The sequence below is a fragment of the Flavobacterium helocola genome, from assembly GCF_038289885.1.
GTDB lineage: Bacteria > Bacteroidota > Bacteroidia > Flavobacteriales > Flavobacteriaceae > Flavobacterium > Flavobacterium cheniae.
In genome coordinates this window covers 297730-321480 of the sequence record NZ_JBBYHT010000001.1, presented here as the reverse complement: position 1 = coordinate 321480, position 23751 = coordinate 297730, and the positions used below count along the sequence as shown (strand labels likewise).

Annotated in this window: 25 protein-coding genes, 1 tRNA gene and 1 pseudogene; 19 read left to right on the top strand and 8 right to left on the bottom strand. The window is 33.2% G+C overall.

The features are described from left to right. The first annotated feature begins 129 nt into the window (after nt 1-129). From dnaE to AAEO58_RS01455, 7 genes and pseudogenes are all read left to right on the top strand, one after another. Nucleotides 130-4653: a DNA polymerase III subunit alpha gene (dnaE, locus tag AAEO58_RS01485; protein ID WP_341681332.1), complete on the top strand. Its 4524-nt coding sequence runs from the start codon at nt 130-132 to the stop codon at nt 4651-4653. 73 nt (nt 4654-4726) lie between these two features. Next, nucleotides 4727-5083 (top strand): thioredoxin, encoded by a 357-nt coding sequence (gene trxA / locus AAEO58_RS01480; protein WP_262709737.1) that lies wholly within the window; start codon nt 4727-4729, stop codon nt 5081-5083. 122 nt (nt 5084-5205) lie between these two features. Further along, a complete protein-coding gene (locus tag AAEO58_RS01475) occupies nt 5206-6132 on the top strand; it encodes a DUF58 domain-containing protein (RefSeq protein ID WP_341681331.1) in 927 nt (308 codons plus the stop codon). Between the two features lie 86 nt (nt 6133-6218). Further along, nucleotides 6219-6295: transfer RNA gene (locus AAEO58_RS01470), tRNA-Asp, on the top strand. A 347-nt stretch (nt 6296-6642) separates the two neighbouring features. Then, nucleotides 6643-7293: pseudogene (locus AAEO58_RS13430) on the top strand (RHS repeat-associated core domain-containing protein); the annotation flags it as partial. A 27-nt stretch (nt 7294-7320) separates the two neighbouring features. After that, complete coding sequence (locus AAEO58_RS01460) at nt 7321-7626, top strand: hypothetical protein (RefSeq protein WP_341681330.1); 306 nt, start codon at nt 7321-7323, stop codon at nt 7624-7626. Further along, nucleotides 7569-7955 carry a hypothetical protein gene (locus AAEO58_RS01455; protein WP_341681329.1) on the top strand — a complete coding sequence of 129 codons (387 nt, stop codon included), beginning with the start codon at nt 7569-7571 and terminating at the stop codon, nt 7953-7955. The genes AAEO58_RS01460 and AAEO58_RS01455 overlap by 58 nt, the downstream gene beginning before the upstream one ends. 304 nt (nt 7956-8259) lie before the next feature. On the opposite strand, the gene AAEO58_RS01450 is transcribed toward AAEO58_RS01455, so the two are convergent. The 3 genes from AAEO58_RS01450 to AAEO58_RS01440 all read right to left on the bottom strand — a co-directional run bounded on the left by AAEO58_RS01450 (nt 8260) and on the right by AAEO58_RS01440 (nt 9570). Beyond that, nucleotides 8260-8559, bottom strand: a complete 300-nt coding sequence (locus AAEO58_RS01450) for a type II toxin-antitoxin system RelE/ParE family toxin (RefSeq protein WP_341681327.1) — start codon at nt 8557-8559, stop codon at nt 8260-8262. Further along, the gene (locus tag AAEO58_RS01445; RefSeq protein WP_341681325.1) at nt 8549-8776 is read right to left on the bottom strand and encodes a DUF2683 family protein; all 228 of its coding nucleotides are present in this window, start codon (nt 8774-8776) and stop codon (nt 8549-8551) included. The genes AAEO58_RS01450 and AAEO58_RS01445 overlap by 11 nt, the downstream gene beginning before the upstream one ends. A gap of 296 nt (nt 8777-9072) precedes the next feature. Continuing rightward, nucleotides 9073-9570: a DUF456 domain-containing protein gene (locus tag AAEO58_RS01440; RefSeq protein ID WP_341681323.1), complete on the bottom strand. Its 498-nt coding sequence runs from the start codon at nt 9568-9570 to the stop codon at nt 9073-9075. A 134-nt stretch (nt 9571-9704) separates the two neighbouring features. Here AAEO58_RS01440 and AAEO58_RS01435 point away from each other — a divergent pair, with 134 nt between their 5' ends. Both AAEO58_RS01435 and AAEO58_RS01430 read left to right on the top strand, forming a co-directional pair. Next, nucleotides 9705-10250 carry an energy transducer TonB gene (locus tag AAEO58_RS01435; protein ID WP_341681322.1) on the top strand — a complete coding sequence of 182 codons (546 nt, stop codon included), beginning with the start codon at nt 9705-9707 and terminating at the stop codon, nt 10248-10250. Between the two features lies 1 nt (nt 10251). Further along, entirely contained in the window at nt 10252-10737 is a 486-nt protein-coding gene (locus AAEO58_RS01430) for a hypothetical protein (protein WP_162845042.1), read from the top strand. A 258-nt stretch (nt 10738-10995) separates the two neighbouring features. Here AAEO58_RS01430 and AAEO58_RS01425 read toward each other — a convergent pair whose 3' ends face one another. Further along, nucleotides 10996-12099 (bottom strand): glycosyltransferase family 2 protein, encoded by a 1104-nt coding sequence (locus tag AAEO58_RS01425; RefSeq protein WP_341681321.1) that lies wholly within the window; start codon nt 12097-12099, stop codon nt 10996-10998. 9 nt (nt 12100-12108) lie between these two features. Next, a complete protein-coding gene (locus AAEO58_RS01420) occupies nt 12109-13035 on the bottom strand; it encodes a hypothetical protein (protein WP_341681319.1) in 927 nt (308 codons plus the stop codon). A gap of 31 nt (nt 13036-13066) precedes the next feature. On the opposite strand from AAEO58_RS01420, the gene ruvC reads away from it, so the two are divergent. Both ruvC and hemW read left to right on the top strand, forming a co-directional pair. Beyond that, nucleotides 13067-13621 carry a crossover junction endodeoxyribonuclease RuvC gene (gene ruvC, locus AAEO58_RS01415; protein ID WP_341681318.1) on the top strand — a complete coding sequence of 185 codons (555 nt, stop codon included), beginning with the start codon at nt 13067-13069 and terminating at the stop codon, nt 13619-13621. Beyond that, nucleotides 13622-14752, top strand: coding sequence for a radical SAM family heme chaperone HemW (gene hemW, locus AAEO58_RS01410; RefSeq protein ID WP_341681317.1), 1131 nt, complete (start codon nt 13622-13624; stop codon nt 14750-14752). A gap of 3 nt (nt 14753-14755) precedes the next feature. Here the strand turns inward: hemW and AAEO58_RS01405 are convergent, their stop codons facing one another. After that, entirely contained in the window at nt 14756-15136 is a 381-nt protein-coding gene (locus AAEO58_RS01405; RefSeq protein ID WP_341681316.1) for a hypothetical protein, read from the bottom strand. A gap of 52 nt (nt 15137-15188) precedes the next feature. Here AAEO58_RS01405 and AAEO58_RS01400 point away from each other — a divergent pair, with 52 nt between their 5' ends. From AAEO58_RS01400 to AAEO58_RS01390, 3 genes are read left to right on the top strand one after another with little or no spacing between them, the layout of a single operon-like run. Beyond that, on the top strand, nt 15189-15959 hold the full coding sequence (locus AAEO58_RS01400) for a cyclase family protein (protein ID WP_341681315.1): 771 nt from the start codon (nt 15189-15191) through the stop codon (nt 15957-15959). A gap of 8 nt (nt 15960-15967) precedes the next feature. Next, nucleotides 15968-16330, top strand: a complete 363-nt coding sequence (locus AAEO58_RS01395; protein ID WP_341681314.1) for an MmcQ/YjbR family DNA-binding protein — start codon at nt 15968-15970, stop codon at nt 16328-16330. Nucleotides 16331-16381: 51 nt separating this feature from the next. Next, on the top strand, nt 16382-17089 hold the full coding sequence (locus AAEO58_RS01390; protein WP_341681311.1) for a PH domain-containing protein: 708 nt from the start codon (nt 16382-16384) through the stop codon (nt 17087-17089). 78 nt (nt 17090-17167) lie between these two features. Here the strand turns inward: AAEO58_RS01390 and AAEO58_RS01385 are convergent, their stop codons facing one another. Continuing rightward, nucleotides 17168-18268 (bottom strand): DUF4407 domain-containing protein, encoded by a 1101-nt coding sequence (locus tag AAEO58_RS01385; protein WP_341681309.1) that lies wholly within the window; start codon nt 18266-18268, stop codon nt 17168-17170. Nucleotides 18269-18439: 171 nt separating this feature from the next. Further along, the gene (gene ahcY / locus AAEO58_RS01380) at nt 18440-19756 is read right to left on the bottom strand and encodes an adenosylhomocysteinase (RefSeq protein WP_341681308.1); all 1317 of its coding nucleotides are present in this window, start codon (nt 19754-19756) and stop codon (nt 18440-18442) included. A gap of 130 nt (nt 19757-19886) precedes the next feature. On the opposite strand from ahcY, the gene AAEO58_RS01375 reads away from it, so the two are divergent. Genes AAEO58_RS01375 through arfB form a run of 5 tightly spaced genes read left to right on the top strand, consistent with a single transcriptional unit; the run spans nt 19887 to nt 23744 of the window. Further along, on the top strand, nt 19887-20516 hold the full coding sequence (locus AAEO58_RS01375; protein WP_341681307.1) for a 4'-phosphopantetheinyl transferase family protein: 630 nt from the start codon (nt 19887-19889) through the stop codon (nt 20514-20516). A 1-nt stretch (nt 20517) separates the two neighbouring features. Next, nucleotides 20518-21234 carry a phosphoglycerol geranylgeranyltransferase gene (locus AAEO58_RS01370; protein ID WP_341681306.1) on the top strand — a complete coding sequence of 239 codons (717 nt, stop codon included), beginning with the start codon at nt 20518-20520 and terminating at the stop codon, nt 21232-21234. Next, the gene (gene pnuC / locus AAEO58_RS01365) at nt 21231-21845 is read left to right on the top strand and encodes a nicotinamide riboside transporter PnuC (RefSeq protein WP_341681305.1); all 615 of its coding nucleotides are present in this window, start codon (nt 21231-21233) and stop codon (nt 21843-21845) included. Before AAEO58_RS01370 ends, pnuC begins: the two co-directional genes overlap by 4 nt. Further along, nucleotides 21815-23350: a DUF4301 family protein gene (locus AAEO58_RS01360; RefSeq protein WP_341681304.1), complete on the top strand. Its 1536-nt coding sequence runs from the start codon at nt 21815-21817 to the stop codon at nt 23348-23350. The genes pnuC and AAEO58_RS01360 overlap by 31 nt, the downstream gene beginning before the upstream one ends. Further along, nucleotides 23343-23744, top strand: a complete 402-nt coding sequence (arfB, locus tag AAEO58_RS01355) for an alternative ribosome rescue aminoacyl-tRNA hydrolase ArfB (RefSeq protein WP_341681303.1) — start codon at nt 23343-23345, stop codon at nt 23742-23744. Before AAEO58_RS01360 ends, arfB begins: the two co-directional genes overlap by 8 nt. The last annotated feature ends 7 nt before the right edge of the window (nt 23745-23751 follow it).

Here is a 23751-nt window from a genome sequence, read left to right as displayed (position 1 = left end):
CATCTGGAGCAATTCAGGTGGTTTTTTTTTTGTTGATAACTTAAATTGGCATTCAGTAACTTAAAATGTATTTTTGTTTTTATTCAAAATCAGCTTTTGCATTTTGTCTTTAGCTTAATTATCAGATAGATGTACTTAATTTTCGATACAGAAACCACAGGGTTACCTCGCAGTTGGTCGGCTCCCATTACCGATACCGATAACTGGCCTCGTTGTATACAAATTGCATGGCAGTTACATGATGAAATGGGAAATCTTATCGAGCACCAAGACTATTTGGTAAAGCCCGAAGGTTTTAATATTCCATATGATGCTGAAAGAATTCACGGAATCTCTACTGAATTAGCAATGGAGCAAGGAATTCTTCTATCTGAAGTTTTGGAGAAATTCAATATTGCACTTTCTAAAACTAAATTCATTGTAGGGCAAAATGTTGGGTTCGATGTCAATATCATGGGGTGTGAATTCCATCGTATGAATATTGGTTCCGATATGTCTAAAATGCCTGTTTTAGATACGTGTACCGAAATCACTGCCAACTTATTAAAATTACCAGGTGGTCGTGGCGGAAGGTTCAAATTACCAACATTAACCGAATTACATCAATATCTTTTCAATCAACCTTTCGCAGAAGCGCATAATGCTACTGCCGATGTGGAAGCAACAACTCGTTGTTTTTTAGAATTAATCAAAAGAGAAGTTTTTACTAAAGAAGAATTAGATGTAACACCTGAATATTTTAGAAGTTTCCGAGAGAAAAATCTGGGTGAAATCCAATTAATCGGATTAAAGCATATCAATCTGAAACAAGCCTCTGACGAAATTAGAGCGCGTTTGAAAAAAATCGAACAAGAGGAAGTTCAAACCACAATTTCAGACGAAGTAAAATCAGATTTAAAAGATGCTGCTTTTGCACATTTACACAATCATACGCAGTTTTCAGTTTTACAATCTACTATTGCTATTAATGATTTGGTAAAAGCTTCGGCAAAATTTAAAATGCCAGCGGTTGCTATGACCGATACTGGAAACATGATGGGAGCTTTCCATTTTGTAAGTGCTGTAATGAATCACAACAAAGCAGCAAAAGCAAAAATTGAAGCCGCAATTGAAGCAGGAGAAGAACCAACAGAATCCGAAATCAAACCTATCGTAGGTTGCGAATTCAATATCTGTGATGATCATAAAGATAAGACCAAAAAAGACAACGGATATCAAGTAGTCTTATTGGCAAAAAATAAAAAAGGCTATCACAATTTAGCCAAAATGTCTTCTATTGCATATACAGATGGTTTCTATTACGTACCTCGTATCGACAGAAAAGTTGTCGAACAATACAAAGAAGACATCATTGTTTTATCGGGAAATTTATACGGAGAAATTCCGAGTAAAATTCTAAATGTAGGCGAAAGTCAAGCGGAAGAAGCTTTAATTTGGTGGAAAGAGCAATTTGGTGCTGATTTCTATCTGGAATTAATGCGTCACAAACAAGAAGACGAAAATCGCGTTAATCAAACATTAATTACTTTCGCGAAAAAGCACAATGTGAAGTTGGTTGCGACCAATAATACCTATTACGTTAATAAAGAAGATGCTAATGCGCACGATATTTTATTGTGTGTAAAAGATGGTGAAAAACAAGCAACACCAATTGGTCGCGGACGTGGTTATCGTTATGGGATGCCAAATCAAGAATATTATTTCAAATCGGGTGACGAAATGAAGCAACTTTTTGCGGATTTACCCGAAGCAATTATTAATATTCAGGAAATTATAGATAAAGTGGAAGCTTATTCTCTATACAGAGATGTATTACTTCCAAAATTTAAAATTCCTGATGAATTTGAAGTTCCTGAAGATGCCGAAGACGGTGGCGTGCGTGGCGAAAATAATTATTTAAGACATTTAACTTACAAAGGAGCCGAAAAACGCTATCCAGAATTAACCGATGACATCAAAGAACGTTTGGATTTCGAATTGCTCACGATTTCCAATTCAGGTTATCCAGGTTATTTCTTAATTGTACAAGATTTCATTGCAGAAGCCCGAAAAATGGATGTTTCCGTTGGTCCTGGTCGTGGTTCTGCGGCGGGTTCTGCTGTAGCATATTGTTTAGGAATTACAAATATCGACCCAATTAAGTACGATTTGCTTTTTGAGCGTTTCTTAAATCCCGACCGTGTTTCCATGCCCGATATTGATATCGACTTCGATGATGAAGGTCGTGGTCGTGTCATGGATTATGTAATCAATAAATATGGTTCTAATCAGGTGGCGCAAATTATTACCTATGGTAAGATGGCTACAAAGTCTGCGATTCGAGATACCGCTCGTGTATTAGATTTGCCACTTTTTGAAGCGGATAGAATTGCTAAATTAATTCCAGGTATGATGCCTTCCAAATGGAATTTAGCTCGATTTCTAGCCGAAGACGAAAGCGAAGTTAAAAAAGCATTGCGTTCGGAAGAATTTGATAAAGTCAAAGAATTAATCGCAATTGCCAACTCAGAAGATTTAGCAGGAGAAACCATTCAGCAAGCAAAAGTGTTAGAAGGTTCCATGCGAAACACTGGAATTCACGCTTGTGGAGTTATCATCACACCAAGTGATATTACGAATTTCGTTCCCGTTACTACGGCTAAAGATTCTGATTTATATGTAACGCAATTTGACAACTCGGTAGCGGAAAGTGCTGGTTTGTTAAAGATGGACTTCTTGGGATTAAAAACCCTAACCTTAATCAAAGACACGGTTAAATTGGTAAAATATCGTTTAGGAATCGATTTAGATCCTGATAATTTTCCAATTGACGACCAAAAAACATATGAGTTATTCCAAAGAGGTGAAACGGTTGGGGTTTTCCAATACGAATCGCCTGGAATGCAAAAATATATGAAGGACTTAAAGCCAACTGTTTTTGCCGATTTAATTGCCATGAACGCATTATATCGTCCGGGACCATTGGAATATATTCCTTCTTTCGTTCGTAGAAAAAACGGCGAAGAAGAAATCAAATACGATTTAGAAGCCTGTGAAGAATACTTAGCTGAAACTTACGGAATTACCGTTTACCAAGAGCAAGTAATGCTTCTGTCGCAAAAATTAGCGGGATTCTCAAAAGGTGATGCCGACGTTTTGCGTAAAGCAATGGGTAAAAAACAAATTGACGTTTTGAACAAAATGAAACCTCAATTTATCAATCAAGCGGCAGAAAAAGGTCACGATCCAGTTATTTTAGAGAAAATTTGGAAAGACTGGGAAGCGTTTGCAAGTTATGCGTTTAATAAATCGCACTCTACTTGTTATGCTTGGATTGCTTATCAAACCGCTTATTTAAAAGCGCATTATCCTGCTGAATACATGGCTGCGGTACTTTCTAATAACATGAACGATATCAAGCAAGTTTCGTTCTTTATGGAAGAATGTAAACGTATGGGATTGGCCGTTTTGGGTCCAGATGTGAATGAATCGTTCTATAAATTTACAGTAAACGAAAATTATGCAGTTCGTTTTGGAATTGGTGCTGTTAAAGGCGTTGGAGCAGGAGCAGTTCAAACCATTGTTGAGAACAGAAAAGATGGAAATTATAAATCTATTTTCGATTTAGCCAAACGAATTGATTTACGTGCTGCGAATAAAAAAGCATTCGAAAATTTAGCATTAGCAGGTGGTTTTGATGGTTTTACAGAAACACATCGTGCTCAATATTTTCATCATGACGGCGACGGAATTACATTTTTAGAAAAAGCGATTCGTTATGGTTCGAAATTCCAAGAAAACGAAAATTCATCGCAAGTAAGTTTGTTTGGCGATGCTTCAGAAGTGCAAATTGCGGAACCGATTGTACCTCCTTGTGAAGATTGGAGCACAATGGAAAAATTAGCCAAGGAAAAAGAAGTCGTTGGAATTTATATTTCTGGACATCCGTTAGATGATTATAAGTTTGAAATGAAATATTTCTGCTCGGCTAAATTGGAATCGCTTAAAAATTTGGAGCAGCATTTGGGTAAAAATCTTTCTTTTGGAGGAATTGTAACTAATGTCCAACATCGAACCGCCAAAAACGGTAAAGGCTGGGCAACCTTTGTATTAGAAGGGTATGATGAAAGTTACGAGTTCCGAATTTTTGATGAAGAATATTTAAAGTACCGTCATTTCTTGTTGCAAAATCAGTTTGTGTATTTTAAAATCAATGTAAAAGAAGGTTGGGTAAATCGTGAAACCGGTAAAAAATCAGATCCTCGAATTCAGTTTTTAGACGCAAAAATGTTAGCGGATGTGTTGCCAACGTTTGCCAAAAAACTATTTATTCATTTAGATATTAAAGATTTACATTCCAATTTTGTTACTGAATTGAACGAACTTTTTGCTGCAAATACAGGTGATAATTCAGTGACTTTTGAAGTAATGGAATTGGAACGAATTAAAAAAGTAGTAGAAGATATTCCGGTTGCTGCTCCAGTAGATGTGGAAGAGGAAATTGTGGATGAGTCGGGTGAAATAACGGAAATGGAAATAGAGGTTCCAGCAGAAAAAGAAGAAATTATCGTAAAAACAAAACTTTCTATGCCAAGCCGAAAATTGAAAGTAAAGATTTCGTCTGAGTTGCTTCAAGAATTGGAACGCATGCAAGTAAATTTCAAATTGAATTAAGTATAAATTCTTCAAATGAGAGTATAATCAAAAGTAATTTTAAAACACACTTTCATTCGTAATTAATTCCTAAATTTGCAATTCAAATAAGTATAAAACTAAAAAGATAAATATGGCATTAGCAATAACAGATGCTACTTTTGACGAAGTAGTATTAAAATCAGACAAACCAGTAGTAGTAGATTTTTGGGCAGCTTGGTGTGGACCATGTAGAATGGTTGGGCCAGTTATCGACGAAATTCACAGCGAGTACGAAGGAAAAGCAGTAGTAGGAAAAGTGGACGTAGATGCAAACCAAGAATTTGCTGCAAAATACGGTGTTAGAAACATCCCAACAGTATTAATTTTCCAAAACGGAGAAGTAGTAGGAAGACAAGTGGGTGTAGCTCCTAAGAAAACCTATACTGATGCAATTGACGCATTACTATAATATTTGAAAAAGAAAAAGGAAAAGGTTCAACGAAAGTTGAGCCTTTTTTTTAACCATAACCTTTCACCCTTATCCCATAACCTTTCGCCTGAAATTTAAAATCTTTTCCTATCTTTGGGAATATGAATTTAGAACAGCAAATAGAAAAAATCTCCAGTTTTGAGCATTTAGAACTTTTGGCTAACCAAATTGTGGAAGGCTTTATTTCGGGGATGCACAAATCGCCGTTTCATGGATTTTCTGCAGAGTTTGCTGAACATAAAATCTATAATCCAGGAGAAAGCACCAAACATATCGATTGGAAATTATACGCAAAAACCGATAGATTATATACCAAGCGTTACGAAGAAGAAACCAATTTGCGTTGCCATTTGATTATCGATAATTCGTCTTCGATGCATTATCCTAAATTGAAGGATAATCAGCCTTTTTATGAGAATAAAATCAGATTTTCGGTTCTAGCTTCTGCGGTTTTGATGAATTTGCTTAAAAAGCAGCGCGATGCTGTTGGATTAAGTATTTATTCGGATACTTACGAATATTATTCGCCAGAAAAAGGAAGTGATCGTCATCATCGTATGATTTTAAACAAGCTGGAAGGTATTTTGGAAAATAATAATCAAACCAAAAAAACAGATACAGTTACTTTTTTACATCAAATCGCCGAAAATATTCACCGTCGTTCTATGGTGATTTTGTTTACTGATATGTTTCAAAACGAAGATAACGACAAAATCTTCAAAGCACTTCAACATCTAAAACACAACAAACATAAAGTGGTAGTTTTTCATGTCTATGATAAAAAAACCGAATTAAATTTCAGTTTTGACAACACACCAAGAAAATTTATCGATGTTGAAACAGGAGAAGAGATTAATTTATTTGCTGAAAATACGCAAGAATCGTATCAAAAAGTGGTACAAGATTATTTCAAAACTATAGAAGCAACGTGTATGCAGTATCAAATTCGTTATGTACCTGTTTCTGTGGGTGAAAATTTTGAAAAAATTTTACTAACGTATTTGGTTGAAAAACAAAAGTTTGGCTGAAAACACTGAAAAAAGTTTAATTTTTTTTGCAAAAATATTTGCAGGAATGAAAAAGGGTAGTATATTTGCACTCGCAATCAAGCACTGGTTTGGTAGTTCAGTTGGTTAGAATACATGCCTGTCACGCATGGGGTCGCGGGTTCGAGTCCCGTCCAGACCGCCAGTAAAGAGGAAGCCTTTCGTAAAAGAAAGGCTTTTTTGCCCTCTTAAAATATTTAAAATAGTTGTGTTGTTTAGTTCGCCACGGCGAACAAAAGGTTTAGTAGTTAGACCAATGGAAAGCTTTGCATTTATGCAGAGCTTTTTTGATTTATATACTTCCCAATTTTAGAACAATCTGTTTAAGCTCTCAAAATTGAGGGCTTTTTTTATGCTCAAAATTTAGGAAAACAATAAGATTAATCTTATTTTCGTTGTTCAGAAAATGAAGTTGGAACGTTCTTATTTGATAATAAAGTTAAGGTGCTTTGTGTGGTTTAGTCAAGTTTCACAAAGGCGTATAGGTATAAGTACAACGGTAAAGAATACCAAAACGAGTTGGGGCTTAACATGTACGATTACGGAGCAAGAAATTATGACCCAGCAATTGGTAGATGGATGAACATTGACCCGCTTGCGGAGAAATTTCCGAATATGTCACCTTACAATTACTGTATGAATAATCCAGTAAATATGATTTACCCAGATGTACGAGCTGCTAATGGTTGGATTGAAACTACTGGTTCTGACGGTCGTAAAACTTATACCTATGACAAAACAATAAATAGTCAGGACGATGTGAATAAATACTTTCCAGATTCTGGAAAGAAATATATGGGAGAGAATTTTAGTTTGTTTAGCACGACAAATGGAAAAGCGGATGGGGATTATAAGTATAATCTTAATCGGATACAAGTGACTGATATTAATGGAAATAAAGTTGATTTGACTAATAACTTTGTGACACCAAGAGGTTCAACTATAATGAATCCCAATAACACTGGAGGTACATTCTCAGGTTTTTCATTTGGTGGTGCCGCTGGAGGAGGATTAAGTTTAAGTTTTGGATTTGTGAATGATAATTATGGTAATAGAGGGTTTTTTTTTACGTTTGCTGGAAATGCAGGTCTTGGAGGTGGGGCTGGAATTACCTCTGGTGTGATATCTCCTACTGCTGGATAAACGTTTGCAATTACCGATTATGCTGGTATGGGTAATTCTTGGAATGTTAGTCTATTTTCTCTTTCTTATGAAAGAGGCGGAACTCGTGGAGATGGGTTTGAAGACTTTGGTAATCCTTATTCAAATGAAAGGGCTTATCGCTATAATGCGGGTTCTCAGACAGCCCATTATCATGGAGCTACTCTTAAAGATATTCATCCTAAATTACAATACAAAGGTGTAAGCGCAGGCGGAATGATTACTTCTTCTAGAACTTGGGTTTTTAAATTATACATATGGAAAAGAAAGAAAAAGGCAGTTTGTGGTTTCTGGTTATCGCTTTTATTGGGATAGCTTTATTATTATATTTTCAAGTATTTAAAAAAGATACTAAATATTATTTAGAAAAAGGATACTCAGGCTTGATAGAGAATAGTTTTACAGGAATAATTAAAACAAAAGAAGTTGACCATGATAATCATAATAATACAGTTTTAGTTTTTTCTAATGGGAACAAATTAGAGGGGCTTAATGGTTATTTTTGGGGAAAAATGCAGATTGGAGATTCTATTAGTAAAATAAAAGGGGATTCAACTATACAAGTTTTTAGAAATGGAGATAAAATTATCTTAGAAATAACACCTTTTTATGAATCCTTAATTGAAACACAAAACAAAAAGTAGGGTGATAAGGTAATGTTTCAGATTTAGTGATGAGCACTTTTTTGATATTTAATAGTTTGATAATCAACGAAAATTAAAAATAATTGTAAAAAAGATGAGCTGTATAGTAGTAATGAATCAGATTAAGCATCACAACTAATCAAAAATCCTAAATTAAAATAGGTTTAGTTAACTAGTTCGCAAAAAAATAAACGGCATTGCTATATGATTCAGAAATGCCGTTTTTTAATAGTAAAAACAAGAAATCCTAACCGTTTAAAGTTAGGATTCTTTTTATTTGAAAAGGTTTTGTTGTATTTATAAATTACAATTTCTCTATTTTTTTAGGATTTTGATGAGTGTTAAAAACAGCATTTAAGAAAACGGTTTTTGTAGGTTCATCTACTAAAAAGAAAGCGATAAACGGAAATTTTTTAAAAGGCAAATACCTGTAATTGTTATCATGAAAAGGATAAAAAGGATTTTTTTGTAAATCTTTAAAGGTTTTCTTGTAATCATTTAAAAAATCAAGCGCCACTTTTTTACTAACTTCTTCAATGTAATAATTCACAGCATTATCAATGTTCTTGATTGCTATTGGCGAAACAATAATCTTATAAGCCATATTTGTTTTTTAAATCGGCAAAAACAATGTCAGCATCTTTGTAGTGTTTTTTATCTAAACCTATTTGACTATCTAATACTTTTTGTTGTTCACTGGATAAAACAAATGTTTTTTCTTTAGAAATCTCAAACTTCATTTTTAAAGCTTTTACAAATGCTTTTAAAGCACTTTCTTGCTCTGGAGTTTCTGTGTGTATAATAAAAGTGTGCTCTGACATAATTTCTAAATTTTAATCATTTATTATTATTTTATTCCTTGAAAAACAACAATTTAAGCAAAATTTGCCTTTACAGGACTCATAATCAATTACAAAGATATTATTTTTTCTATTATAAAAGTATCATTACAAGTTTGTACAAGTAATTTTAGTCCAATTTACATTAAAATTATATTCGTTAAAACAATCATTCATTTCGAAAACGTAACTCAAAAAGGTAGCTATTTAAAATTAAACTTTGAAATCTCTTGTTGTTATTACAAAAAATTACGCGGGTTCGAGTCCCGTCCAGACCATCAAAACCAAACCGCTCTATTCTGCCAAACCACAACAAAAAACACTCCTAAGAAAAGTAAACTCACTAAAAACTTAATAAACGTACCTGCTAAGAATCCTAAGAACGAACCTGTAGCTGCTTTAAAAGCACGCTTTCCTTCGTTTGAGTTGTAAATGAGTTCGCCTATCAAGGCACCTAAGAACGGTCCAATCAAAAATCCAAACGGAGGAAAGAATAAGCCAACAACTAATCCAATATTCGTTCCCCAAATCCCATATTTACTTCCGCCGAAATACTTTGTTCCTTTTGCAGGAATCACATAATCTAAAATGCCAATTACAACCGCAATTACTAAAGTAATACCCAGCAACCAATAATTGGTTTCCATTCCAGGACAAAAATAAAGCAATAAAATCCCAACCCAACTAATAGGTGGTCCCGGTAAAGCAGGAAGTAAACTGCCAATAATTCCAACTATCATTAAAAGTAAACCCAGAATCAGTAAAAAGTATTCCATAAGATTTTAGTTATTGTCTAACAAATTTATAACTTTGTTTCATACTTTTTTAATTATTTGATTCTATGAGATTTGTTTTTTTACTTTTTATTTCTTTTCTGTTTGTTAATCTAGCGGTTGCTCAAGACAAAAACATGTCAACCCAAGATCGTTTAAAAGAATTGGCAAGAATTAAAAAAGAGTCTGACGAACAAAAAAAGAAAGAATGGGATGCTTATTTGGTTCGTGTTGAGGAAAGTAAAATTGCCAAACAACAAAAAAAACAAGCCGATTCTATTGAGAAATCTAAAGTTACAACTACAGTTGTTAAAGATGATTTAGGTTTTACAAAATGTACTTCTCAAGAATTACCATACTATAAAGTAAAAAATCTGACTACAGGACTTGAAGAACAAGTGTCATTTAATAATTACATACGAAAGCATATTTCTAATAAATTTATATATCCTGAATTTGCAATGGATCACGAATTGCAAGGAAGAGTGATGGTTTATTTTCTAATTGATAAAGAAGGGAACCCACAAATTAAAGATGTCATAGGTCCAAAAAATGGTCTAATTTTAGAAGAAGAGGCAGTTCGCATTATTAAATCTTTGCCAAAAGCCATTCCTGCTAATTGTGATGGAAAACCAGTTACTATTTCTTATGCTATCCCTGTAATGTTTCAGATGGAAGAATAATATGAAAAAAATAATTCAACTACTTTTTTTGCTTTTAGCTATTCAATCTTGCCAGTACTTCGAAAAACAAGTTCCTGATGAGCAAGAATTGTTAGAACAAGAATTGAAAAAAATCAATTGGGATGAAGTGGATGAATTTCCATCGGTTTTGCAATGCGATACAATAAAAGATGCGGAAATAAAAAGGCAATGTTTCTTCGATTATATGGCGCAAACCATACAAGAACGAATAGGAATCGACACACTTCGTTTTGAATATCCAGAAATCGACACCATCAACGTAAAAATTACCGTAAATCCCGATTCGAGTTTACAATTCGAAACCCAATATCCAAACGATAGCATTGCTTTAGCAGACAAAACAAAAATCGATAGTATTCTAACTTCAAGATTATCCGATTTTCCAAAAGTAGAACCGGCGATTAAAAGAGGCGTGAAAGTAAAAACGCAATTTGTGCTTCCGGTAATTATAAAAATGGAGAAATAAGCAAGGACAAAATCAAGTACAAGTTCAATTTCAAGTTGGGAACACAGATTTAAGGAATTACATTAATTTTTAAAATCTTAAATGAACTTAATTCGCAAAAAATATCCATTTCAAAAAACTTACATGACTTATATGTTAAAATAGTTCGTGCTAATTTTTATTATTTTGTCAAATCGAGCGTAGTCGAGATTTTTTAATTTCTCGAATTTATTAAATCTGTGTTCCAAAAACTTTGCGACATTGCGTCTTTGCGAGCTTTTACTTTCTAAAATTTCTTCCTTTCCAAGAGTATTTTCCAAACAAAGAATACACCGCCACCGAAACACTAAAAAACGGATACAACAAACTACTCGCCAACACATATTGTAATTTCGATTCGAAGAAATTAGCGGTTTTGTAAATCAAGATAAAATCAATTAGAAATTTCAATGCAACAAAAAGCATGAAAATGTTTTGATCCAATAAACCTACCAACCAAAGTAGAAAACTCACTATCCAAGCCAAATTCCCGCCAAAAACCACAAGCGCTAACAACTTTCCATACACAGAAGAGTAACCCGTGCTTTTCGAAGCCCAGCGCACCCGTTGCTGAAATAAATCAGACCAAGTTGCAACTGGTTTTGTGGCAACAATACTTTCTTTAGCCAATAAAAACCCAACTTTCTTCGGAGCAACTGAAACGGCTTTTTGAAGTAGAAAAACATCGTCACCACTGGCAATGGTTTCATTTCCTTGAAAACCGTTTAATTCCTTGAAGAATGATTTTGAATAGGCAAAATTAGCGCCATTACACATAAAAGGTTGGTTGATTCCAAAACTTCCAATAGTAGCGCCTTGTAAACTCAAGAAATCTAAATTCTGAAAAGCGGATAAAAATCCATTTTTAGGAAGATAACAAACGCCAGAAGCTACCATTTCAACTTCATTTTTCTGAATATATTGGTCATAAATCGTCAACCAATCTTTCTGAACCAAACAATCTGCATCAGTAGTAATAATCCAATCGTGTTTAGCTATTTGAATCGCGGTTTCAATCGCATCTTTTTTAGGTGAATTTGATTTACGAACATTCTTTATCATTTGAATTCTAAATTCTAAATTCTGAATTCTAAATTTGTCATCAGAATCATCATCCACTAAAATCACTTCCACTAATTCTTTCGGATAATTCAATAGCGAAATCGAATGCAATAAATTCGGAAGATTCTCTTTTTCATTTCGAAATGGAACTACAATGGTAAAAGAGGTTTTTGGAGTGAATTCCTTTTTAGAAAAACGTTTCATTCTGTTAAAGCCATAAATCAGTTGCCCGATGAATAGGATGTAAATGAGAAAAACGGTTCCGAGAATTAATTCTAACATACGAATAAACTATTTTGAAGTATTCAACTTAAATCGCATCACGTAATAACTTCCAATCACCACAGGTAAAACTACGTTTAAAAACCACATCAAGGTACTAATGAATATCACAATCCATTCGTTAACTCCGTATTTTCCAAAGAAAAACATAGCTACACTTCCTTTTACTGCAAAATCTAAAAATTGAAAACTCGGTAACGATGAAGCTAAAAAGTAAACCGCAGCAATCGAACTAATCAATGTCAGATAAGGTAAATCTACATCAAATACCAAAAACAAAACATAATATTGATGCGAAAAAACTAAGTAACGAAAAACACCAAGCAAAATATTTTTACGGTGAATCTTCTTCGGAATTTCGTTTATTTTATGCAATAATTTTTGAATCGAATACCCTTTTATGGTGATGTTTTTTGAGAGAATAGAAGCAAAAAATAATGCAACTGCAATTCCAATTATCGCTAAAGCCCATTTCCAATATCCAATTAAAATCAATCCAATAGTTCCAAAAATAATGGTTAAAATCATTTGGATTCCGTTGCATATCAAGTTTAAAAATACGACTTTCTTAGTTTGCTCTTTTTTGAAAAACATCGCTTTTCCTGCATATTCGCCTAAACCATTTGGTGTAAAAATCCCTGCAGTTAAAGCGCCCAAAACTTGTTTACTTGCTTCACCAATCGAAATCGGTTTGATAAAACTCACCAAATTCTGCCATTTTAAAATCTCAAAATAGCGATTTGCAACACTAAACAGTAAGATGAAAATGATTGTCAAAACTGAAGTTTTTTCTAAAACTAAAGTCTGGAATTTACTCCATTCTAATTTTGAATTTCCGGCAATTTGGTCATAAATAAAATAAAACGCACCAATTACAATCAAAAGTTTGATGGTAAAAACAAGGAATTGCTTAGCTTTGTGAGGAATTGTAATCATTGGTACAAAGAAACGAAACTTTACACTAAAATTGTCAAACGAACGCATCATATTAGGAATTGACCCAGGAACGACGATAATGGGTTTTGGATTAATCAAAGTAGTCAACAAGAAAATGGAATTTCTGCAGTTGAACGAACTCATTTTGTCCAAATACGATAACCATTATCAGAAATTAAAAGTCATTTTTGAACGAACGATTGAGTTAATCGACACACATAATCCAGATGAAATTGCTATTGAAGCGCCTTTCTTTGGAAAAAACGTACAATCGATGCTGAAATTAGGAAGAGCGCAAGGCGTTGCCATGGCAGCTGGACTTTCTAGAGATATTCCCATTACTGAATACGAACCCAAAAAGATTAAAATGGCCATCACCGGTAACGGAAACGCCAGTAAAGAACAAGTAGCCAAAATGCTCCAACAATTATTAGGGTTGAAAGAATTACCAAAAAACCTCGATTCAACTGATGGTTTGGCAGCTGCGGTTTGTCATTTTTTCAACTCTGGAAAAGTGATTGGTGAAAAAAGTTATTCGGGGTGGGATGCTTTTGTGAAGAATAATGAAGATAGAGTAAAGAAATAAATGTCAGGAATTTATATCCACATACCTTTTTGTAAGCAAGCTTGTCATTATTGCGATTTTCATTTTTCTACTAATTTGAAGAAGAAAGATGAAATGGTTTTGGCGTTAGCTAAAGAAATTGAAATGCGTAAAAGCGAGTTTCAAGATGAGATTGTCGAGACGATTTATTTTGGTGGTGGAACGCCTTCGATATTGCAGATTGCAGATTTAAGATTTTTGATTGATTCGGTTTATAAAAATTATAAAGTTGTCGAAAATCCAGAAATCACCGTAGAAGCCAATCCAGATGATTTAACTGAAACGCGAATAATAGAATTATCAAAAAATAAAGTCAACCGTTTATCTATCGGAATTCAATCGTTTTTTGAAGACGATTTACAGCTGATGAATCGCGCACACAATGTGGAAGAAGCTAAGAAATGTTTAGAAATCGCCACACACTATTTCGATAATATTTCCATCGATTTGATTTACGGAGTTCCAGAAATGTCTAATGAAAAATGGTTGCAAAACATTGAAACGGCTTTGTCTTTTAATGTGCCACATATTTCGAGTTATGCGTTAACGGTGGAACCTAAAACCGCTTTGCATACGTTCATCCAAAAAGGAATCATTCCGCAACCTGATGATGAAGTGGCACAAGAGCATTTTCATATTTTAGTCGATAAACTTTCAGAAAACGGTTTCATTCATTATGAATTATCGAATTTTGGAAAAGAAAACTATTTTTCCAAAAACAATTCGAGTTATTGGTTAGGCAAAAAATACATCGGAATTGGTCCGTCGGCACATAGTTATGATGGGAAAAATCGTGGTTGGAATGTGTCAAATAATTCACTTTATATCAAATCTATTCAAGAAAATGAATTACCAATAGAAATTGAAACCTTAACCAAAACTGACCGTTACAATGAATATATTATGACAGGTTTACGCACGATTTGGGGTGTTTCATTAGAAAGAATCGAACAAGAATTTGGGAAAACCTATTTGGATTATTTGAACCAACAAGCAGCAAAATTCATAGAAGACCATTTGTTGTTTGTGGATGATAATATCCTAAGAACTACAAAAAAAGGTAAATTTCTTTCCGACGGAATTGCTAGTGATCTGTTTTTACTGAATTTATAAAATTTAATCTGTTTGAAATAAACTTATTGTTAAATTGATTATTCCTGTTAAAACGGCACTTTTGAAATCACAAACGCCATTAGGGTTGAATGAATCAATTTTATTATTAAACACCATGTTTTCTGGAATTAGGACAGAATTCTTGTATTCGAATTGACCTTTATAAACTGAAAAATTGTCATTCAACATAGTAGCTCGATTGAACACGGAAAAATCGTTATTGGTATAAAAATCTAATTGATTAAATATAAAACGTTGCCTGTTATTGTTTAAATCAACTTTAATTGCAGCTAAAGGAGTTGTCAGTTGAATAGTATCCTTTTGAATTTGTGAAAACAAACTAAAATGGAATATTAGGAATAGAATAATAAAATATTTCTTCATTTTGATTATCTTTAAAATCTGAACAGTCTCGTAAATTTAATCATTTATTGTTTTGAAAACAACAATCCTATATAATAATTCTACATACCAAATAGACTTATCAAAACCAATTGATATTTCCATTCCATTAACCAACAACGAACAAAATCCAATTGCGTGGTATCAAAATGCACCTGAAATTGATCCTGTAACTATGGGCGATTGGATAGGAAAAGTTTCGGAAGGAAAATCGTCTACGAATTTTAATAATATTTTCTTCAATCCGCATGCGCATGGTACGCATACAGAATGTTTAGGGCATATTACACGTGATTTTTATTCCATAAATCAATGTTTGAAACAGTTTTTCTTTACTGCGGAATTGATTTCTGTTGAGCCAAAAAAGGTTGGGGAAGATTTAGTTATTACAAAAGAACAGATTGAATCGGCATTGGGAGAAAATTCACCGGAAGCTATCATCATCAGAACATTACCAAATCCAGAAAGCAAAAAGCATTTGAATTATTCCAATACGAATCCGCCTTACTTAGAAGATGCGGCTGCGATTTTTATTAGAGAAAAAGGCATTCAACATTTATTAATCGATTTACCAAGTGTCGACAAAGAACACGATGAAGGTAAATTGTTAGCTCACAAAGCGTTTTGGAATGTAAAAGACGTGAATCAAGTAAATGATGATGCTCGTTTTAATTCTACAATTACGGAAATGATTTACGTTAATGAAGAAATTCAAGACGGAAGTTATTTATTGAATTTACAGTTCGCGTCGTTTGAAAATGATGCTTCACCATCAAAACCTCTTTTGTATAAAATTGAAAAGTAATTACGAAAATGAACATTCAACAACTATACGAATTCTGTCAGTATAAAAAAGGTGTCACTGAACATTTTCCATTTGATGAAGATACTTTGGTGTTTAAAGTAGGAGGAAAAATGTTTTGTCTTACTTCGTTATCTGAATGGGAAAAAGGAACACCGTCATTAAATTTAAAATGTGATCCAGAACGTGCTTTGGAACTTCGAGCCGAATATGAAGCTATTGAACCAGGATATCACATGAGTAAAATACATTGGAATACGGTTCGTTTTCATAGTGATGTTTCTGATAAAATGATGTGCGAATTGATTAATCATTCCTACGAACTTGTTTTCAAAAGTTTAACGAAAAAAGTCCAACAAGAAATTCAAGAATAGAAAATTAGGCATTACTTTTGTGCTATTAAAAGAAAATTCAAAGTAACTATCATGATAGACAACTTAAAAAAAATATTAAACGAAGATCAAGATCCAAAAGCTATTGAGAAAATCACAGCTAAATTGGAGAATCTTTTAATGTCAAATGAAGAAGTAGGCTACATTGCCGTTCAGAAAAAACCAGCGGTAACTATTTTTCCAGATAGCATTGTGGTAACCAACAAACGTATCATTTTATGTAAGCCTAAAAACTTAGGATTGTCAATGGAATTCATTGATTACGATTGGGATGATATCGCAGGTTCGTTTGTAAAAGAAGGTATTTTAGGAGCCGATTTCACCTTTACAACTAATTCCGATTTAACGCACACCGTTGATTATTTACCAAAAAATCAAGCGCGAAAATTATATACTTACGCGAAAGAGCAGTTGGATTTATTGAAAAATCCAAAAGCAGCAACTCCAATTGTAGAAGAAGTTAAACAAGAAGCTCCAATTGAATCGCCAGTTCAAGAAGAAGTTGTAGAGGAAATTCAAGCGGAAGAAGTAACTCATTTTGCAGAGTTAATGCCTACACCAAACGATGTTATTCGTGATACGGAAGTAGAAGCTCCTATTTCGGAGGAAAAAGGGTTGGCGCATTTAACACAAGACGAATTGTTTGCCAAACTTCAGAATTATAAAAAATTATTAGACAACGGATTAATCCTTCAAGGGGAATATGATAGATTGAAGTCGGAAATTTTGAAGTTTTTGTAGGTTTATCTGAAATTATAAATCAAAAAAGGCAATAGTAATTTAAAACTATTGCCTTTTTACTTTTGCCTAATGGCTATTTTACATTGACTTCTTCTGCTTTTCCACAAATCCGTCAGCTTGGAGTTTTAATAATTCCAATGCGCTTTTCTTTTTGTAATTGTACAGTTCTTTATCTTCTTTGATGTCGGCATACACTTTATCGTAAATTTCGGCATCTGTTTTCTTTTGTAATTCGCTTTGGTAACGATTTTGAGCTAGCATGTTTTTGATGCCCATTTCGTTGTCTTCCTGTTTGAAATCGTATTCGCTTTTTGGTGATAATAATTTGGCAATAATTGGAGAAGTTTCAATCGCTAAAAACAATAACATAATGAAAAACGAAGGTAAGAATGGTAATTTATTCAAAGCATTTATTCGCGCCATTAAACCGTCGAAACCTTCGATAATAGGTTGGGTTTCGGTTACTTTTTTATCTAAATCGGCTTGTAAGGTTTTGGATTTGGCTTCTAAATCGGTAATTTTTGCTTGGTTTGCAGTTTTTAAATCGGCTAAGTCTTGCAAAGAAGCATCGTGTTTTTCACGTTTTTCTTTATAAACCGGACCTTTGCCTAACTTCTTAGTTCCAGCAGTTCCTTCGGCTTCGGTAATGTAAACTGAATACAAATCATTTACTTCTTTTTCTTTTTTAAGAATATCCGATTTCAAACTATCAATTTGCGCTTTGTTTTTATCTAAATCAGATTGAAAATAATTGGCTACTTGTTTTTTGTTGGCCAACATCATTTCATTTTTTTCTTTCAATAAAACCGTATTGATCTCTTTCTCAAAGATTTTAATTTCTAAAGGTTTTGAAATTACTATAGCAATAATAATCGCTAAAGCAATTCGTGGTGTTGCCTGAATAAATTCATCTAAAAAGCTATCTCTTTTTTTAATGGTAGAAACAATAAATCTATCCAAATTAAAAATTAGCAAACCCCAAACTAATCCGAAAGCTATAGCTATAAATGCATTGTCGAAAACAGTAAAAAGCGCATAAGCACTAGCAATAAAAGCCATTACGGCGGTGAAGAAAACAGTAGCTCCAATTCCGGCATATTTGTTTTGCTCGCCATTAGAACAACCATTAATTATGTCGGAATCTACGCCCGAACATAACATAAAAAAACGTTTTAACATGATGATTGATTTTGATTGATGATGATTAGTACAAATTTAACGCCAAAAGTTTCAAGTTGTTGCTAATTTGTTGAAAAATAGTTGGTAAAAGAAAAACCCTCACATTGCTGCAAGGGTTTTAATATGTTTTAAGTGATTATTTACTAATCACTTTTTACTATTTACTAAATATTAGTATCTGTAATATTCTGGTTTGAATGGACCTTGTACTTCTACACCAATATATTCTGCTTGGTCTGGGCGTAACGTTTCTAATTCAACTCCTAATTTAGCTAAGTGTAACATCGCTACTTTTTCATCTAAATGTTTTGGTAACATATAAACGTCATTTTTATAAGCTGCGCTGTTATTCCATAATTCGATTTGAGCTAACGTTTGGTTCGTAAATGAGTTACTCATCACAAAACTTGGGTGACCAGTAGCACAACCTAAGTTTACTAAACGACCTTCAGCTAAAATGATAATGTCATTTCCATTGATTGTATATTTATCAACTTGTGGTTTAATTTCGATTTTAGATGCACCATGGTTTTTGTTTAACCAAGCCATATCAATTTCGTTATCGAAGTGTCCAATGTTACAAACGATAGTTTTATCTTTCATTTGCTCAAAGTGAGAACCTAAAACGATGTCTTTATTTCCAGTTGTAGTAATAATAATATCAGCAGTTTTGATAACTGTATCTAATTTTTTAACTTCAAAACCGTCCATAGCTGCTTGTAACGCACAAATTGGATCAATTTCAGTAACTGTTACAATAGAACCAGCACCACGGAAAGAAGCCGCAGTTCCTTTTCCAACATCACCGTAACCACAAACAACTACTCTTTTTCCAGCTAACATAATATCTGTAGCTCTTCTTACTGCATCAACAGCTGATTCTTTACAACCGTATTTGTTGTCAAATTTAGATTTAGTAACCGAATCATTTACGTTAATTGCAGGCATTGGTAAAGTTCCAGCTTTTACTCTTTCGTATAAACGGTGAACTCCAGTTGTAGTTTCTTCAGATAAACCTTTGATTCCAGGAATTAATTCTGGGTAACGGTCAAAAACCATGTTAGTTAAATCACCACCATCATCTAAAATCATGTTCAATGGTTGTCTATCTTCACCAAAGAATAAAGTTTGCTCAATACACCAATCGAAATCTTCTTCGTTCAAACCTTTCCAAGCATAAACCTGAATTCCAGCAGCAGCAATAGCAGCAGCAGCCTGATCTTGAGTTGAGAAAATGTTACAAGAAGACCAAGTAACTTCTGCGCCTAAAGCAATTAAAGTTTCAATTAAAACAGCAGTTTGAATTGTCATGTGAAGACATCCAGCAATTCTAGCTCCTTTTAAAGGTTGAGTTGCTCCGTATTCTGCTCTTAAAGCCATTAAACCTGGCATTTCAGCTTCAGCTAATTCAATCTCTTTTCTTCCCCAAGCTGCAAGCGAAATATCTTTCACTTTATAAGCTACATAAGGTAATGTTTGTGTACTCATCTATTATGTATATTTGTATATTCTAAAATTAGAGTGCAAAATTACAAAATAACTTTTTATTTTTTCAAAGATTTCTATTAATTTGTGAATTGTTTAATTTTCTAACGATTTGAAAAACAACAAAATATAAATGCCGCTACATAAAATTATACATATCAACGAAAATACTACTGCGTACTTCTGGCACATTACAGAAGACGTAACTTCGTTATTTAGAGCGGTTTCGTTACGTGATACTTCCCTTTTTCGTTTAGAAGGAATGAAATCGGAAGAGCACCAAAGAGGATTTTTAGCCGTTCGAATGTTACTACAACATTTGGGTTATACCGATTATGATTTAACTTATGATGAAGCTGGAAAACCTCATTTAAGTGATGGTAAGCATATTTCTATTTCACATTCGCACGAATTTTCTTGTATTTGTATAAGCGATGAATTAATGGGAATTGATTTGGAAAAACTCAAAGAAAAAACTTTGAAGATTGCGCCAAGATTTATGGAAGTAAAGCATTTAGAAAATCTTTCTACTTTGGAACAAATAGAAAAATCGACCGTAATTTGGGGAGTAAAAGAATCCATTTTTAAAATTAAGAATGAAAAAGGAATTAGCTTTCCAGAGCATATTTTTGAAGCCGAATTTGATTTAAAAAATGGTAAATGTGAGGCCGAATTACATTTTAATAACCAAATAGAAAACTTCCAAATTCAGTTTTATAACGTAGAAGCGTATATCTTTGTGTGTGCTTTCCCAAAAAAATAAAATGCAAAACCTGTATCAAAATATACTTCAAGCTAAAAAGAACCGTCAAAAACTGTTAGCTATTTTAATTGATCCTGAAAAGGTTTCTATTGAGCAAGCAATTGTTTTGTCAGATAAAATTAAAAAATCGCCAGCCACACATATTTTTGTGGGTGGAAGTACTTTCAATGGAACGCATTTAGACGAACTGATTTCCGTTATTAAAACAACTGCTCAATTACCAGTATTAATTTTTCCAGGACATCCTTCTCAGATTTCCAATGAAGCAGATGGTATTTTATTTTTGAGTTTACTTTCGGGTCGAAATCCAGAATATTTAATTGAACATCATATCAATTCGGTAGATATATTGGCAAAATCCAATTTGGAAATTATCCCAACAGGTTATTTACTAATCGATGGAGGAAAAGAAACGGCTGTGCAACGTGTAAGTCAAACACAACCGATTGAACAAGAGAATATTGAATTGGCTTATAAAACGGCAAAAGCAGGCGAATTTTTAGGAAAGAAATTGATTTATTTAGAAGCTGGAAGCGGCGCAAACCAATACGTGTCGTTAGAAATGATTCGCTATGTCGCTCAAAATATCGAGATTCCATTGATTGTTGGTGGAGGCATTCGTTCCATGAAAACGATTCAAGAAGTGTACAATGCTGGAGCTGATTTGGTTGTGATTGGAACTGCTTTTGAAAACGATAGTAATTTCTTTTCATTATGATAGAGTTACTGTTTTCTCAATATAAAGACTACACTAATCTTTTTATTTTTCTTGAATTAACTGCTGTTATATTTGGAATCATTAGCGTTTTATTTGCTAGAAAGAATAATATTTTAGTGTATCCAACTGGTTTAGTGAGCACTTTAATTTTTGTATATATTTTGTTGGAATGGAAACTATTTGGCGATTTTATCATCAATATTTACTATTCCATAATGAGTGTTTTAGGTTGGTATTTATGGTCAAGAAAGAAAAATGGAGCGGACGAATTTCCAATATCCGTTATGAATCGAAAAGATTATTTAATTTCTACCTTAATTTTTACAGGAACCTTACTATTTATTGCGTTGGTTTACCAATTTTTTGATAAATTTACAGATTGGACAGCTTATGTAGACACGCTTACAACGGCTTTGTTTTTTGTAGGAATGTGGCTCATGGCCAAACGAAAGATTGAGAACTGGATTTTTTGGATTGTAGCCGATATTATTTCGGTGCCTTTGTATTTTTATAAAGGATTGACATTCTCCAGTATGCAGTTTTTATTATTTACAATTATTGCTATTTTAGGCTATTTAGAATGGAAAAGACTTTTACAGAAGCAGATATAAAATATATTAACGAAAGAGGAAATTCTCTAGAAAAAGTACAACAACAGCTGGATTTTTTCATCAAAGGAATTCCAAAGATAAATCTAGTGAAGTCGGCAACTATTGGCGATGGAATTTGGCGTTTTTCTGAAGAAGAAATTCTTCCGTTGGTATCTTATTTCGATAAACACAAAAATCAATATACGATTGAAAAATTCGTTCCTGCTTCAGGAGCTGCAACTCGTATGTTTAAGTTTTTGAATGAATTTTTGAATGAATTTGATGCTGATAATGATACCATAAATAGTTACATCAACAAAAAGAACGCAAAAGATGTTTCTATTTTTATTTTTGGATTGAAAAATTTCCCTTTTTACAGAGAGTTAAAAGAAAAAACAATCGACTTGTTTCCTAATTATTATTCTTTATCGAATGATAAGCGATACTATGTTTTAATTAAAACTTTATTGAGTGAAGAAGGATTGCATTTTTCCCATAAACCAAAAGGAATTTTACCATTTCATGTAAAGGGCAACAAGATTGTCACACCAATTGAAGAGAATATTTTTGAGGCCGATTTCTTTAAAAAAGAGAATGATAAGACTAAGATTCATTTCACTATTACAAAAGAATTTCAAGCCGATTTTGAGAAAATAACCAATCAGTTTTCAGATTATGAGATCAATTTTTCTTATCAAGACCAATCTTCTGATACTTTAGCGGTTAATGAAGATAATACGCCTTTTCGTGTTGAAGATGATAAATTGTTTTTCAGACCTGGCGGACATGGCGCTTTAATTGAGAATTTGAATGCGCTTCAATCGGATTTGATTTACATTAAAAATATCGATAATGTTTCGCAAAATCATACATCGGTTATTGCGACTTACAAAAAAGTTTTAGGTGGTGTTTTAATCCGCATACAATATCAAATATTCAATTATTTAAAAAAGCTTTCCGAAGGAAACGTAACGGAAGCCGAAATTGCCGAAATAAGAGATTTTGCCGAAAATAAAACCGCTTTCCCTTTGCCAGAAGAATTTAATTTTTTTCAAACGGCTTATAAAATTGAGTATTTAATTAAAGTTTTAAATCGTCCAATTCGTGTTTGCGGAATGGTTAAAAATGAAGGCGAACCAGGTGGCGGACCATTTTGGGTGCAAGATGATAAAGGAAGATTAACGCTTCAAATTGTAGAATCGTCTCAAATAGATTTAAACAATAAATCACAAAAAAGTATTGCTAAAGGAGCTACTCATTTTAATCCAGTTGATATTGTTTGTGGTGTGAAAAATTTTAAAGGTGAGAAGTTTGATTTAACTCAATTTATTGATCAAAATGCTGCTTTTATTACTGAAAAAACTAAAAATGGAAAACCAATTAAAGCCTTTGAACTTCCTGGATTATGGAATGGCGCTATGGCAAAATGGACTACTATTTTTGTTGAGGTTCCGTTGGAAACTTTTAATCCAGTGAAAACCGTAAATGATTTATTAAAATCGTCACACCAGCCCGATAATGGATAAATCAATTATAGCATCAGAATTTTCGTTTAAAGCAGTTAGAAGCAGTGGCGCTGGAGGACAAAATGTAAACAAAGTATCTTCTAAAGTTGTATTGACTTTCGATTTAATTAATTCAAAAGGATTGTCTGAAGAAGAAAAAATGTTGTTGCAGACTAAAATCGCAACTAAACTTACGCAAGACGGAATTCTAATTTTAACTAGCGAGGAAGACAGAAGTCAACTAAAAAACAAAGAAAAAGTTATTAAGAAATGTTTTAAGTTGCTTGAAAATGCTTTGGTTGTTCCAAAAGAGCGAAAAGAAACTAAAATCCCAAGAGCTGTAAAAGAAAAGCGACTTAACGCCAAAAAAGTAATGAGTACTTTAAAGCAAAACAGAAAAAAACCAAACTACTAAATTTCAA